We start from the raw sequence: 13,024 nt of genomic DNA, 5'->3' as shown, positions 1-13,024 counted from the left end.
AGGGAATAGGTCGCGGATCTCCGGGACGGTCAACCTTGCCGTGCGGTACCCGGCGTGGCGACCGTACGACAAGAGCTCCGGCTCACCGGCGAACGGCTCTTGCACGCGGGTCACTTCCCGTAGGCCTGCTTCCACCGCGCTCGGTGACGGGAGTCGCCCTGGCCGCGACCGTTCACACGGCTCAGTGCCAAAAGGGAGGTTCCGTTGTTCCACAAGCCGAGGTGATCGCGGTGCACAGCGAGAATGCCGTGCTTCACCGCGAACGTCTCGGAAGGACGGCTGAACCTGGTGGTCGTCACAAACACCGCCACGTCGGCCTGGAAGTGGACCTTGGCACCCAGGAGATCACGTAGCTCACGGCTGGCGATGGTGCTGCTGGGCGCGTACCGCTTGCACTGGATCACAAACGTCCGGCCATCCGGCAGACGACCGACGACATCAGCACCGTTGTCGTGCGAACCACCCACCCGCCGGACCTCCGTACACCCGTCCCTGCGGCACAAGTCGGCGACCAGCTCCTCGAACTCCGTGCCCGTCATCGCATCCACCTCGGCCAGGGTCCGCCGACCGGCCTTCACCGCCTCGTCCTGGCGCCAACGGCGGTCCCGAGCACGCACCCTCCGGTCAGTGCGCCACAGCCACCAGCCCACGACTCCGATACCGCCGAGGACCACGCTCCCGACGACGTACGGCCACACCTCCGACCAGAACGCCATCAGAACGATGAGCAGGCCGCCTCCGCCGAGCACGATCGGCTTTGCTCCTGTCACCCGCCCGCTACGACGAGCCGGCTTCCGTCCACGATGAACAGCCATCTCACCCTCCCCCGAACCTTCCTGAACCGAGAGTGTCGGCACCGCAGGACAAGCCCGGAAGAGCGCGACTCGGCCATGACCGATTCCGCTCAGCCGGATCCGGCGACCGATACGACCATCCGCTGATTCAGCAGCGTGGCTGTCAGCGCGCTACTCGCAGACAGTCGTGATCGGCGTGGAGACGCCGGCTCCGCTGGGCCCCGCGAGCGTTGCGGTCCCGCCACCGGCGAACGAGCAGCGGGCGCTGTTGCTCAGGACGAGGGTGATCGGTTCGATGTCGGGTCCGCCCGGCATGTGGTTGCTGTTGCTGGGAAAGCCCTGGGGGACCGACAGATCGACCATGCGGTCGGGGGCACCGTCCAGGCACACCCAGCACCCCGACCAGCACGCGCCTGTGAGCTGCCGCGTTGTGATGTCTGAGCCGTGACCGCGGCGCCCCCGGCGGTCCACGCCCAACCGACGATCTCCAAAGTGGATACGGTGTTGCTGTTATGGTGCCGGCCAAAGGAGGTGCACGTTTCGGTGGCAGCAGCTGGACCTATGCGAGCGACCACGGGATCGGGTCGGGGCCCGGGGCGTCCGCCCGTGCCGCTGGAGCGCATCGTCTCTACCGCGCTGCAGATCGTGGACGATGAAGGGGCCGACGCTCTCTCGATGCGGACGCTGGCCCAGCGCCTGGGCTCGGGCACGGCGACGCTGTACCGGCATTTCGACAACCGGGCAGCGCTGGTCGCCCATGTCGTGGACCGCATGTTCGGCGCCGTGGAACTGAAGGGCGACGAACTCCTCGCGATGGGCTGGCAGCAAGCGCTGCGGACGGTCGCGCACACCATGTTCGAGGCCCTGGCCCGGCACCGGAACGCGGCGCGCCTGTTGGTCGAAGAGATTCCCCTGGGGCCGAACGCCATGGCGCTGCGGGAGCACTCCGTCGCGGCGCTGCTCGACAGCGGCTTCCCGCCGCGACTGGCCGCGCACACGTATGCGACCCTGTCTCGCTACGTTCTCGGATTCGCCATACAGGTCAACGGTCATGGCGGTGGCGGGCAACTCGACGACGCGCAACTGTCCGCTGTCTTTCAGAGCGTCGATCCAGCCTTGTTCCCGGCGACGGTCACCGTCGCCGAGTCGATGCCCGTTCCGATCGAGGACGAGTTCTCCTTCGGACTCGAACTCCTTATCCGCGGGCTTGCCCGCCTGCGCGACGACGCCTGACCAGCCAGGACGCTGCGAACCTGAGGCCGCCCGCCTACGGCGGCTCGTCAGCGGAAGGCGAAGTGCTCGGCGTAGAGGTGCTGGCGGGGGACGCCCTGGCGGTGAAGGGCGCGAGTGAGGTTCTCGATCATGGAGGCGGGGCCGCAGAGGAAGACGTGTGTGTCGGGGGTGATCGGTCCGGCCTGGGCCTGGATTCTTTCGGCGGTCAGCCGGCCGTGGCTGCGCCTGAATGTCGGGTGGAGCCGGAACTCGGGGCGGTGTGCTGCCGCAGCGGTGAGTTCCAGGAGGAACGGCGCGTCTTCGGCGGTGGGGGCGCAGTAGAAGAGGTCGGTGCGGGGCGGCGCTGCACCGGGATGGGTGAGCCAGCCGAGGAAGGGCGCGATACCGATGCCGCCCGCGATCCATATCTGCCGGGGTCCGCCGAGGGTGTGGTCGAACATGCCGTAAGGGCCCTTGAGCCAGCCGCCGACCCGCAGGTAGACGAACTGGCCTCCGGTCACGGGAAGCGTCGTCTCACCGGTGGGCGTGAGGGTGAGGTCGAGGATGTCGGGTGTCGGCCGCTCGACACGGTGGACGGGTAGTCCGCCCGGGGTTCCCTGTGCCGTAGCACCAGTTCGTCGTAGGTGTAGGCGGTCATGCTGACGGTGGCCACGCTGACGTAGACCGCCAGGAGGGGCGCGGATCCGTTGATGCTGAGATCAATGTGACGGGCGCGGCCGAGACGGCTGCCGCGTCTTCGCATGGTCAGACTCTCGATGCCGCCCTCGTCCAGAAGGGCGATGGCCGCCTGGACGATGCGCTCTTGGTGCGGGGCGTCGCGGGGCATGCCCGCAGTAGTCGGCATAGGGCTGCTCACGGCACTTTCTTGCTGTGGGAACGAGGCCGCGGGGTGCCGGCGCGCCGACGCGGACGGGGTGGCGTACGCGTCGGCGCGCCGGCCATGCGTGGGGGCCGTGGCGGTATGTCAGCCGAGGGAGCCCACGGGCCGGATGCTGCGCAGCAGCCGCTCTCCGGACTCGCGCAGCTGGTCCATGACCTCGTCGAGGCCGGGTGCGCGCAGGACGTGATCGCGTTTGCGCCAGGTGCCGGCGACCATCACGGCCTCGATGTTGGCGATGTCGGCGTGCAGGGCCGTGGCAACCGGGTCGTGCGCCGGCCACAGGTTGAGCGCCCGGGCGTCGACGGCGACCAGGTCGGCCTGCATGCCCGCCTCGATCCGGCCCACCTTGTCTGCCAGGCCCAGTGCCTTCGCTCCTTCGACCGTGGCCCAGGCAAGCGCCTGTTTGCTGGTGACAGACGGTGTGTTGGCGTACATGCCGGTCGTCTGCCGGAGGTGGGCATGGTCCAGGCTGCGCTGGTGGGCCAGCGCGATCCGGGCCGCGGTGAGGACCGCGCCGGGTACGGCGGTATCGATGTCGGTGCCCAGGGAGGGTGCCGCGTCCAGGCTCAGCAGGGGTCCCGTGATGGGTGTGCCGTGCCCTTGGCCCAGTTCGTTCTCCGGGGTGATGGTGAAGGTGACGCCCGCCCCGACCAGCGTCTTCAGCCAGTCCGCGGGCATGTCGGATCCGTGCACGACGTTGGTCAGGGCGCTGAACAGCCCAGCGTCGCGTACGGCTTCCCAGCCAGGTGAGGGTTCGCCGCCGCTCTGGTGCATCGAGACGACGAGCCCGCGTTCCGCACCGGCCCGGAAGTCGGCCACCGCGGTCTCCGGCGAGGAATACTGCGGCCCTTGCAGAGCCATGCCCAGGGTCAGGAGGGCGTGCTCGCGGACGGGGCCGTCGAGCAGCCGGTCGATCTCGCCGAGGGGGTGAGGAGCATCCGGGGAGCGGTAGGGCGTGCCGTGCAGGAGGACGGCACGGATTCCCGCCTGGACCAGTCCCTCGACGGCCGCGTCGGCGTGCTCGGGCGACAGGGCGTTGTGGCACCAGTCGCCCACCGTGGTCGTCCCGCAGTTGAGCTGATTCAGCGCGCCGGCGAGATTGCTGATGTGCATGTCGGCCGGGGTGTAGTGCCCGACGCACTCCCCGTGCAGGTGCGTGAGGTACTGCATCAGCGTCCAGTCGGCGCCCGCCGAACGCAGCGCGGTCTGCCAGGTGTGGAGATGGGCGTTGACCAGACCGGGGATGATGACGCGGCCGGAGAAGTCGACGACCTCGGCGTCGGGCGCCTCGATGTTTTCACCGACGGCGGCGATGGTCTCGCCGTCGACGAGGATGTCGACATGCTCGGCGTCCGGCCGGTCCGGCGTCATCGTGATGACCTGCGCCCCGCGCAGCAGTATGCGGCTCATTCAGCGGCCCCCGAACCGCACGAGGTGTGGCTCGGCTGGAACATGGCCCGGCTCCTTGCCTCCGGCGTCATTGCCCGCACGGCGGCTTGTGTCGTGGTGAGGAAATCCGACGTGGCGATGTGCCCGATGTAGCCGTCGGGACGGATCAGCAGCAGCGTGTCGCCGGTCAGGCCGTAGGCGCTGCGCAGCGTGTTCCCGGGGTCGGAGAAGCCCGCGGGCGGCCCGACGGTGAGCCGCTTCAACTGGGCGCCCGTCGTCGGCCAGTGGAGGAGGTCGAGGTCTCGGGCGGCGCCGGGGCCGTAGGCGATGGCGGTGAAGTGCGGTCCCTGGAAGAGGTGGAACAGGCGGGTCTCGGCGCCGTCGGCTCCGAGCAGTCGGGCGTCCGGGGCGCGGTCGCCCACGTGCAGCGTGCTGGTGTCGCCGCTGTTGGCACGGGCGAGCGGGCCGCCGTAGTAGGTCAGGGAGAGCTGCTGCTCGTCCTTGCCGCGCTTCATGCTGGAGGGGTCCAGCTTGGCGATGCCGCCCCACTTCTCCGTGGACAGGCCCAGGACCCCGGCGGCGATCGGCTGCCGCTCGGCCTCGTAGGTGTCCAGCAGGGCCGGGTCGGCTCCGGCGAGGACCTGGCCGAGCTTCCAGCCGAGGTTGTAGCCGTCCTGCATACCGGTGTTCAGGCCCTGGGCACCGGCCGGGGTGTGGACGTGCGCGGCGTCGCCGACGAGGAAGACACGTCCGCGGCCGTAGTGCTGCGCGAGACGGATGTTGGGCCGGAACACGGACTTCCAGTGGATCTCGTGCAGCTGGATGTGCCGGTTGCGGGTGTGGGAGTGGATCCGGTCGATGATGGCGCCGATCTCCTGGGGCGGCTTCTCGTCGGGCGTGAGCCGGATCATCCACTGGAACATGTCGCTGTGGGGCAGCGGGCAGGCGGCGATGAGCTTGCCGCCGCGGCCGGGCCACATGTGCCACCGGTTGCGGGCCAGGCCACTGACGGAGGCATCCACGATCAGCACGCGGTCGGCCTCGTCCGTGGTCCCCACGAAACCGATGTCGAGCTGCTTGCGCACCGCGCTGGAGCCGCCGTCGGCCCCCACGGCATAGCGGGTGACGATCTCCTCGACCCCGTCCGCGCCGACCACCTTGGCGACCACCGCGTCCGCGTCCTGCGTCAGCTCGGTCAGTTCCTTGCAGAACTCGACCTCGCGGCCGAGCTCACCGAGCCGGGCGTGCAGGGCGCGGTCCGTGCGGAACTGCGGGATCAGCCAGGTGTTCGGGTACGGGACGTCCGAGGTGGCCTCTCTTTCGGGGAACATCCTCCACGGCACACCGATGGGTCCTGCATGCAGCCCGAGCTTGGGATAGTTGTCGCCGCCGGCCAACACGTCATCGAGAGCGCCGAGGTCCTCGAGGACTTCGAGGCTGCGGGGCTGGATGCCCTTGGCGCGCGAACCGTCGAAAGCGTGGGGGGACTTGTCGACGATCCGGACGTCGAGTCCACGGCGCACGAGGTCGATCGCCAAGGCGGAACCCGAGGGGCCGGCACCGATGATCAGTACATCGATGGCCTGCGGGTTGTTCATGAGCCGAGCCTTTCGGTGCGTGCGGACACGAACGGGACGAGCTGATCGGCGACGTCGCGAGGCCGTTCGAATGGGGCCATATGCCCGCATTTAGTAATTACGTGATGTTTCTGAGGCTTCAGTAGAGCGTGCGCCGTGTCGAAGTGCGTCAGCGGCGTGACGTCGTCCTCGTCGCCCCACAGCAGCAGCGTCGGAATGCCCAGGGCCCCCGTGCGCCGGAAGAGGTCGTCACGGCCGGTGAAAGGCAGGTGCTGCAGGGTGTCGAAGACCGCGTACAGCGAGCCCTCGAAGCGGAACGCGTCGAGGACCATCTCGGTTATTTTCGCGCCGAGTTCGGGGTCGCGGACGTTGTGTCCCAGGTGTCCTTGAAGGATCTGCCGGCCGCGCCGCCGGGCGATGAGTCCGGCCAGCCAGTCATTGCGCAGCAGCCGGTGAGGGGAGGTCAGCCGGGGTTTCGCAAGACCGGCAGGGCCCACGATGGTGAGGGTGGCGATGGACGCGGGGTACTGGGCGGCGTACGTCATGCCGACCAACGCGCCCATGGAAGTGCCGACCAGGTGCAGGGGCCGCGCCGTCAGGCCGAGCCGGTCCGTCAGCTCGGCCAGCTGCCGCGCGAACAGCGTCTCGTCGTATCGCGCCCGCACCCGGTCGGAGTAGCCGCGGCCGTAGGCGCTGCAGGTCAGCGTGCGCAGCCCGTGGGCGTGCAGCTCGCTGACGAGGCCGTCCCAGTAGAACAGCGGGATGGTCAGACCGCCCGCCATCAGGACCACGTCCCCGTCCTCGGGGCCCGTCAACTCGTAGTGGGTGACGCCGTCGGACAGCTCGATGAAACTGCCACGCAGCGCCCCCCGCGAGTCGGCGGTGAGCTTGCGATCCTCGCTCGGAGCGACGAAGTACTTCATGGAACGGGCCTCCTTGCCCTCAGTTCGCGGGAGTGTCGGCACAGGAGCCGAGGAACTTCGCGATCGCGTCCGCGACCCACTGCGGTTCCTCCTCCGGCAGCAGATGTCCGCCGTGGGGGTGGACGAGCTCCTGGGCGCCGGGGATGTCGCGGGCGAAGTGCTGGCCGTCGATGCTCGCGCTGCGCAGCACGAGTGTGGGCACCGTGATGCGAGGAATCTGCGCGCTGCGGTCGGGCTGGTCGGTGTTGCAGAAGTCGACGAAGGCCGAGCGGTTACCGGGGCGGCTCATGAGCTGATAGGCGCGGTCCACCATGGCGTCGTCCACGATCTGCGAATGCGGCCCGACGTTCTCGCGCAGGTTGCGTTCGAGTGCCCCGCGCGGCATCACCCGCCTCAACAGGGGCCGCAGCAGCGGATTGCGGGCCAGACGCATCCCCGCGGGCACCGTCTTCTCCGGGTAGCCGGTGGCATTGACCAGTACCAGGCCGGTCAGCCGCTCCGGATGATCCAGCGCGACGTTCCAGGCGATGTTGCCGCCCAGGGAATTGCCGGCCACCGCGTAGCGCGGCACGCCCAGCGCCTCCAGGAAGCCCGACACTGTCGCGGCGTACGCCGGGATGCGGTAGTCGCGGTCCTTGCGCGGGCCCGTCAGTCCGAACGCCGGCAGGTCGGGACGGATGACATCGAAGGCATCCGACAGCAGATCCGTCGCGCGGTCGAAGTGCTGCAGGGACGAAGCACTGCCGTGCAGCAGCACGAGTGCCGGGCCGTGCCCAGCACGCTTGTAGTGCACGCGCAGGCCGCCCACCTCGACGAACCGGGAATCGGACTGGGGCTCAGACCAGGTACTCATAATGGATACACTGTTACCGATATAGCGGTCGTGTCAAGTGGGGCGAAGCCTGGCTTGCGCGGCGTCCGTCACACCGCACGCCGGGCGTTTACAACCAAGAAATGGACACTTACAGTGGACGCACGTCCATTTCAATAGCCCTCCATGGATCACCGGAGCCCGCTATGCCAGTCCAGTCCTCCTCTGCCGACACCGCCGCACACGCACCACCCGGCGCGCCGACCGACGGTCAGCAGACCGCGGTCGACAAGGCGTTGGTTCTTCTGAAGTCGCTCGCCTCGATGGACGGGGAGATCGGCGTCAGCGAACTGGCCCGCCGCTCGCAGCTGACGAAGTCAACCGCGTTCCGTCTGCTGGGCATCCTCCAGCGCAACGATCTCGTCGAGCGGGTCGGCAGCAACTACCGACTGGGCAGCGAGCTCTTCACCATGGGCGAGCGAGTGTACGGTGCGACCCCAGTGCTGCTCCGCGAGCAGCTGCTGCCCCATCTCGTGGACCTGTACGAGCTGACGCACGAGACCGTGCACCTGGCGGTCCTGCGGGGCACCGACATCGTGTACGTCAACAAGATCCACGGCCATCGGGCCGCCCGCTCCCCCTCCAAGATCGGCGTCCGGCTGCCCGCGTACTGCACCGGCGTCGGCAAGGCCCTGCTGGCCTTCGACCACGACGCGGCCGAGGCTGCCGTATCGGCCGGCCTCCCGGCCCGCACCGAGTACACCCTCGCCGACCCGCGACGGTTCCGGGAGGAGCTGCGGCGCATCCGCCAGGACGGCATCGCTTACGACCGGCAGGAAGTCGCCCCCGGTCTGACCTGTGTCGCAGTGCCGATCATGGGTGCCTCCGGACGTCCGGTGGCGGCGCTCTCGGTCGCCGGCGCCCACCACCGCTTCGAGCCGTCCCGATACGCCCCGGCCCTGCGCCGCGTGGCCTTCGAGGCGGCACGCGCCCTCACCGCAGCGAAGGCACGCCAAGCGGCAGCGCCGTACGACGTGAGCAGGCCGCCGGCGGCCTGAGCGGACCGCCGGTGCCCCCGGCACACGCGGCACCGAGGTCACCAGGCAGGCGGATCGGACACACCGACCCGGCCGATCCGCCTGCCATGCCGTCGCGGACTGTCCGGCCCCACCCGTCTGTGGGTGGACCCCGGTCTCCGACATGACCACCCCTGGTCTGGACGCGGAGAACGGTGGCCGGCCCGGCGTGGGCGCAAGAACACCACGGTGTATGCCCGGACGCTCACGCCTGGCGACCCCGGACCGCCCTGACGAGCGGCCAACGCCAGGTTCCGCCCTGTCCCGGGGGTGGGCCAATGGGTTGTGCCGAGATGCGGCACACCAGGTGCGGCGAAGCTCAGCGTCTGTCGTTCCCGTGGGTCCGCGCCACGTTCGTCCCGCCGGTGCCAGGCTGGACGCGCGGCACGCTCACCACGATGTGCACCAGGCTCTCGTCCGCCAGTGACTCGTACATGTGGGGCCGGTCGCCCGGATAGCGCGCGAAATCTCCCTCGGCAAGCTCCAGCGGGCTGTCGACGGGTCCCACACGTACCTTGCCGCTGATGACGTAGAGGTGCTCCAGCGTGCCCACCGGGTGCGGTTCGGACGGCGTGCCCGCACCGTCGCCGGGCCGGCCGATGCGCACCACGTAGTTCTCGATCACACCTGAGCCGTAGATGTGGTCGAGCGACCGTGACTCGTACCCTCCGTGCTGCTCCCAGACAACCTCGTCGCCCCGCTGCACGCTGATGACCTGTTCCCGCTCGGCGACGAGCCGGGTCACCGGCACGCCGAGGGCCGTGGCGATGGAGAACAGGGTGTCGACCGTGGGGTTGCCCGTGCCCTGCTCCAGATTCGACAGTGTCTGCTTGGCCAGCCCCGCCCGGCGCGCCAACTCGGCCAGGGACAGGCCGCGCTGCTCCCTGAGAAGGCGCACATTGCGCGCGACAACGCTGTTTCCTTGTGACACACGGCCACTCTACGAGTTCCGGTCGGCGTCCTCCGCGCCGCCCGCCATTCGGAGGTGGGCCAGCAACGCCGCCCCGACGGCCTGTGGCTCTTCCACGGCGAGATGACCCGTATCCACCGTCACCGACTTCGCCCCGGAAATACCCTCGGCGAGTTCCCCGGCATGTGGCAGGGGTGTGGCGGTGTCCTGGGAGCCACCGAGCACGAGCGTGGGGGCGGTGATCCTTCTCAGGTCGCGCCGGACGTCGTAGGCGGCAAGGGCGTCGCAGCAGGCGGCGTAGCCGATCGGGTCGGCGTTGGCGAGGTCCTGCAGGAGCGTCTTCCCCAGGGAGCTCGCGGCTGTGCCGGGATCGGCGAACCAGCGGCCGGGCATGGCCTCCAGCAGGGCGCCGGTCCCCTCGCGTCGTACGAGAGCGGCGCGCTCCTGCCAGAACCGCGGCGGGCCGAAGTACGCCGAGGAACAGACCAGCGCCAGCGAGGCGATGTGGTCCGGCTGACGCAGTGCGAGGTGCACCCCCACACCACCGCCGAGCGAGATGCCGGCGTAGTGGAACCGGTCCCGGCCGTGCTGGGCGACGAGGTCCAGGACCATGTGGGCAAGGTCGCCGACTGTCGTACGGCCGGGCTTGTGACCCCGGACGAGATCGCTCGGCGAGCCGCCGTGCCCTGGAAGGTCGTAGCACAGCACGCGGTGGCTCTCGGCGAGCACCGCCACATGGGGGTCCCATACGGTCGTCGACGTGCCGAGCGAGGGTCCCAGGACGAGCAGCGGCGCGTCGATCGGACCGAGCACCCGGTGATGCAGCAGAGGGCGACGTTTCACTGCGGCTCCTGTGGAGGTTCTCAGCGTTCGAGGCGGAGGGCGATGCCCTGGCCTGCGCCGATACACGGGGTTGCGGTGCCGGCGCCACTGCCCCGGCGGGCGAGCTGGTGGGCGACGGCGCCGGGCGAGGCGGGCACCAGAGGCGCCGATGTAAGAGCCGGTTACCCGGGCGATCCGGCCCGCGGCCAGCAGGACCGCGAGACCGGATTCCAGGGCGCCGCGGTTGTTCGACACCCCGCTCAGCCGCTGGCCCGTGTCCGTCAGGCCACTTCCTCGCCGGCCGCGAGGTCGGACGGGTGCTGGGCCAGGGGCGTGACCTCGACGCTCATGTAGGGGAAGAGCGGCAGGTTCCAGAGGATCCGGTGCAGCGCCTCGTTGTCGGCGACGTCGAAGACGCTGATGTTGGCGTACTGGCCGACGCACCGCCAGATGTGCACCCACTCACCGGTTTTCTGCAGTTCCTGGCAGTAGGCCTTCTCCCGGGCCACCAGGTCCGCGCGGACCTCCGGGTCGAGGTCCCGCGGAATCTCCACGTCCATGCGCACCGCGAACAGCATCGCGTTTCCTCCGGTCCTTCACTGTTCCGGCGCGAGCTCGAGGTCGTAGTGGACCTCGTGCCCGTTGCTGTCCGCCGCCGGGGCGGGGTCGAGGACCAGCTCGGGCTTGACGGCGGAGGCGATGTCATCGGTGACGTGCTCGCCGCCACGGAAGTACAGCTGGGTGGTGAGCGTCTGGTGGCCGGGTGCGCTGACCTTCAGGTGGAGGTGGGCGGGGCGCCACGCGTGCCAGCCTGCGGCGGCGATCAGCTTGCCGCAGGAGCCGTCCGTCGGAATCTGGTAGGGGGCCGGTTCGACGGTGCGGATACGGAAGGTGCCCTTCTCGTCGGCGGTGAGCCGTCCGCGCAGGTTCCATTCCGGCAGGCCCGGCGCGAACTGCGCGTACAGGCCATCGGCGTCGGCCTGCCAGATGTCGACCAGGGCGCCGGGCAGCGGGGTGCCGTCGGCGCTGCGCACCTGGCCCTGGAAGAGGAGGGGGGTACCGCTCTCGCCCTCGCGCATGGGCAGGGTGGCGTCCGCGGACAGGGCCGGGGCGTCCGGCACGTAGTACGGCCCTTCGATGGTGCCCTTGCTGCCGGGGCGGGCCTCGTTGTTGACCTCCTCGACCACGTGTTCCACCCACACGTCGAGGAAGAGCGGCCACTCACCGTCGAGGCCGACCTGGATCAGCCAGGCCTTGAGGGCGTCGTACTCGGCGTAGGTGACCTTGTGACGGCGGATCACGTCGTGTACCGCGGCCAGGACCTCCGAGGCGAGCGTGCTGACCCGCTCCTCGCTACTGGCGGCCTCGCTGCGCTCTTTGGCCTGGAAACGCTCGGTCGCCGAGGCTCCGGAGGCAGCGGCGGTGGCCTTCTGTTCCGTGCTCTGCTGTGTGGTGACGTCGGTCATGTCCGGCTCTCCTTCGAGCTGGTGGAAGGGTCAGGTGTCCTGGCGGTAGTGCTTCAGCTTGTGGTCGTCGATCTCGATGCCGAGGCCGGCGGCCGCGCGTACGCGGACCGTGCCGTTCTCGATCCGCAGCGGCTCGGTGAGCAGGTCGTCGGTCATGTCGAGGAAGTTGGACAGTTCCGCGGGGCGCCGCGCGGTGGTCGGGAAGGCGGCTCCGAACGCGGCGCTGCACAGGGAGCCGATCTGGCCGTCGATCTGGTTGCCCATCACCACGTCGACGCCCAGGCCTTCGCACTGGTGGACGATGCGCTGGGACTGGGTGAAGCCCGTGCGTGCCGTCTTCACGCTCACCCCGTGCGCCGCTCCGGCGAGGAGTTCGCGGGTGACCTCGGCGGGCCGGGTGGCGCTCTCGTCGGCGTACAGCGGGATGCTGCTGTGCTCGGCGAGCCAGCGCCGGGCGAGGACGTCGTCAGCCGGGCACAGCTCCTCGGCGAAGGTGAGGCCCACGTCCTCCAGCTCGCGCAGGGCGCGGGCCGATTCGGCCGCGGTCCAGCCCCGGTTGCCGTCGATGTAGAGCTCCACGTCCTCGCCGAGGGCTTCCCGCAGGGCGCGGGTGGCCTCGACGTCGTCCCGGTAGGGGCGGCGCCCGACCTTCACCTTGAAGGCGGTGATGCCGTACTCGGCGCGCAGCTTCTCGGCCTCGGCCACCATCTCGGCCGCCGGGGCGAAGCCGACCATGTGGGCGACCCGCATCCGGTCGGTGAACCCCCCGAGGAGCTCGGTCACCGACACGCCCAGCGACTGGCCTATGACGTCCCACAGCGCCATGTCGAGGGCGGCCTTGGCGGTGGGGTTGCCGACCGTCCTGGCCAGCCGGGTCCAGATCGCCTCGCGGCGCAGCGCGGACTCGCCCAGGATCTGCGGGGCGAAGACGGTGGCGATCACGGCGATGATCGACGCCTGGGTCTCGCCGTAGGTGAAGGGGCGGGGTGGCGCCTCCGCCGTGCCGGTGATCCCGTCCTCGGTGTGGACGCGGACGAGTACGTGCTCGGCCGTGCCCACCTCTCCGCTCGCGAAGCGCAGCGCCTTGCGGTAGGGGATGGCGAACGGGATCGTCTCGATCCTGGTGATCTTCACGTCTGGTCC

Annotated in this window: 15 protein-coding genes and 1 pseudogene; 2 read left to right on the top strand and 14 right to left on the bottom strand. The window is 69.7% G+C overall.

Translation table 11 applies throughout. The features are described 5' to 3' along the window. Positions 1 to 110: 110 nt before the first annotated feature. Complete coding sequence (locus tag CRP56_RS41305; protein WP_257041688.1) at positions 111 to 749, bottom strand: restriction endonuclease; 639 nt, start codon at positions 747 to 749, stop codon at positions 111 to 113. A 216-nt stretch (positions 750 to 965) separates the two neighbouring features. Beyond that, a complete protein-coding gene (locus CRP56_RS41300; RefSeq protein WP_097273037.1) occupies positions 966 to 1,157 on the bottom strand; it encodes a hypothetical protein in 192 nt (63 codons plus the stop codon). A 243-nt stretch (positions 1,158 to 1,400) separates the two neighbouring features. Here CRP56_RS41300 and CRP56_RS41295 point away from each other — a divergent pair, with 243 nt between their 5' ends. After that, complete coding sequence (locus tag CRP56_RS41295; protein WP_218878021.1) at positions 1,401 to 2,027, top strand: TetR/AcrR family transcriptional regulator; 627 nt, start codon at positions 1,401 to 1,403, stop codon at positions 2,025 to 2,027. A gap of 47 nt (positions 2,028 to 2,074) precedes the next feature. Here CRP56_RS41295 and CRP56_RS41290 read toward each other — a convergent pair whose 3' ends face one another. The 6 genes from CRP56_RS41290 to CRP56_RS41265 all read right to left on the bottom strand — a co-directional run bounded on the left by CRP56_RS41290 (position 2,075) and on the right by CRP56_RS41265 (position 7,649). Further along, a complete protein-coding gene (locus CRP56_RS41290; RefSeq protein ID WP_097273033.1) occupies positions 2,075 to 2,527 on the bottom strand; it encodes a hypothetical protein in 453 nt (150 codons plus the stop codon). Continuing rightward, positions 2,524 to 2,853 (bottom strand): hypothetical protein, encoded by a 330-nt coding sequence (locus tag CRP56_RS41285; protein WP_097273031.1) that lies wholly within the window; start codon positions 2,851 to 2,853, stop codon positions 2,524 to 2,526. Before CRP56_RS41285 ends, CRP56_RS41290 begins: the two co-directional genes overlap by 4 nt. Positions 2,854 to 2,991: 138 nt before the next feature. Then, positions 2,992 to 4,317 (bottom strand): amidohydrolase family protein, encoded by a 1,326-nt coding sequence (locus CRP56_RS41280; RefSeq protein ID WP_097273028.1) that lies wholly within the window; start codon positions 4,315 to 4,317, stop codon positions 2,992 to 2,994. Further along, on the bottom strand, positions 4,314 to 5,894 hold the full coding sequence (locus CRP56_RS41275; protein WP_097273026.1) for an FAD-dependent oxidoreductase: 1,581 nt from the start codon (positions 5,892 to 5,894) through the stop codon (positions 4,314 to 4,316). The genes CRP56_RS41280 and CRP56_RS41275 overlap by 4 nt, the downstream gene beginning before the upstream one ends. After that, on the bottom strand, positions 5,891 to 6,796 hold the full coding sequence (locus CRP56_RS41270) for an alpha/beta fold hydrolase (protein ID WP_097273024.1): 906 nt from the start codon (positions 6,794 to 6,796) through the stop codon (positions 5,891 to 5,893). Before CRP56_RS41270 ends, CRP56_RS41275 begins: the two co-directional genes overlap by 4 nt. Positions 6,797 to 6,815: 19 nt before the next feature. After that, complete coding sequence (locus CRP56_RS41265) at positions 6,816 to 7,649, bottom strand: alpha/beta fold hydrolase (RefSeq protein WP_097273022.1); 834 nt, start codon at positions 7,647 to 7,649, stop codon at positions 6,816 to 6,818. A 164-nt stretch (positions 7,650 to 7,813) separates the two neighbouring features. Between CRP56_RS41265 and CRP56_RS41260 the strand changes: the two genes are divergently transcribed. After that, entirely contained in the window at positions 7,814 to 8,665 is an 852-nt protein-coding gene (locus tag CRP56_RS41260; protein WP_097273020.1) for an IclR family transcriptional regulator, read from the top strand. A gap of 337 nt (positions 8,666 to 9,002) precedes the next feature. On the opposite strand, the gene CRP56_RS41255 is transcribed toward CRP56_RS41260, so the two are convergent. The 6 genes and pseudogenes from CRP56_RS41255 to CRP56_RS41230 all read right to left on the bottom strand — a co-directional run bounded on the left by CRP56_RS41255 (position 9,003) and on the right by CRP56_RS41230 (position 13,015). Then, complete coding sequence (locus CRP56_RS41255) at positions 9,003 to 9,614, bottom strand: helix-turn-helix domain-containing protein (RefSeq protein WP_097273018.1); 612 nt, start codon at positions 9,612 to 9,614, stop codon at positions 9,003 to 9,005. Positions 9,615 to 9,623: 9 nt separating this feature from the next. Then, the gene (locus tag CRP56_RS41250) at positions 9,624 to 10,436 is read right to left on the bottom strand and encodes an alpha/beta fold hydrolase (RefSeq protein ID WP_257041686.1); all 813 of its coding nucleotides are present in this window, start codon (positions 10,434 to 10,436) and stop codon (positions 9,624 to 9,626) included. 20 nt (positions 10,437 to 10,456) lie between these two features. Beyond that, a pseudogene (locus tag CRP56_RS48725) lies at positions 10,457 to 10,595 on the bottom strand (3-oxoadipyl-CoA thiolase); the annotation flags it as partial. Positions 10,596 to 10,696: 101 nt separating this feature from the next. Beyond that, the gene (gene catC, locus CRP56_RS41240; RefSeq protein ID WP_097273016.1) at positions 10,697 to 10,993 is read right to left on the bottom strand and encodes a muconolactone Delta-isomerase; all 297 of its coding nucleotides are present in this window, start codon (positions 10,991 to 10,993) and stop codon (positions 10,697 to 10,699) included. An 18-nt stretch (positions 10,994 to 11,011) separates the two neighbouring features. Beyond that, on the bottom strand, positions 11,012 to 11,881 hold the full coding sequence (catA, locus tag CRP56_RS41235; protein ID WP_097273014.1) for a catechol 1,2-dioxygenase: 870 nt from the start codon (positions 11,879 to 11,881) through the stop codon (positions 11,012 to 11,014). Between the two features lie 30 nt (positions 11,882 to 11,911). Then, positions 11,912 to 13,015 (bottom strand): mandelate racemase/muconate lactonizing enzyme family protein, encoded by a 1,104-nt coding sequence (locus tag CRP56_RS41230; RefSeq protein ID WP_097273012.1) that lies wholly within the window; start codon positions 13,013 to 13,015, stop codon positions 11,912 to 11,914. Positions 13,016 to 13,024 lie beyond the last annotated feature (9 nt).

The organism is Streptomyces sp. TLI_55, assembly GCF_900206255.1.
Lineage (GTDB): Bacteria > Actinomycetota > Actinomycetes > Streptomycetales > Streptomycetaceae > Streptomyces > Streptomyces aquilus.
The sequence above is the reverse complement of the archived record's forward strand: the minus strand, read 5'-3'. Positions and strand labels throughout refer to the sequence as shown.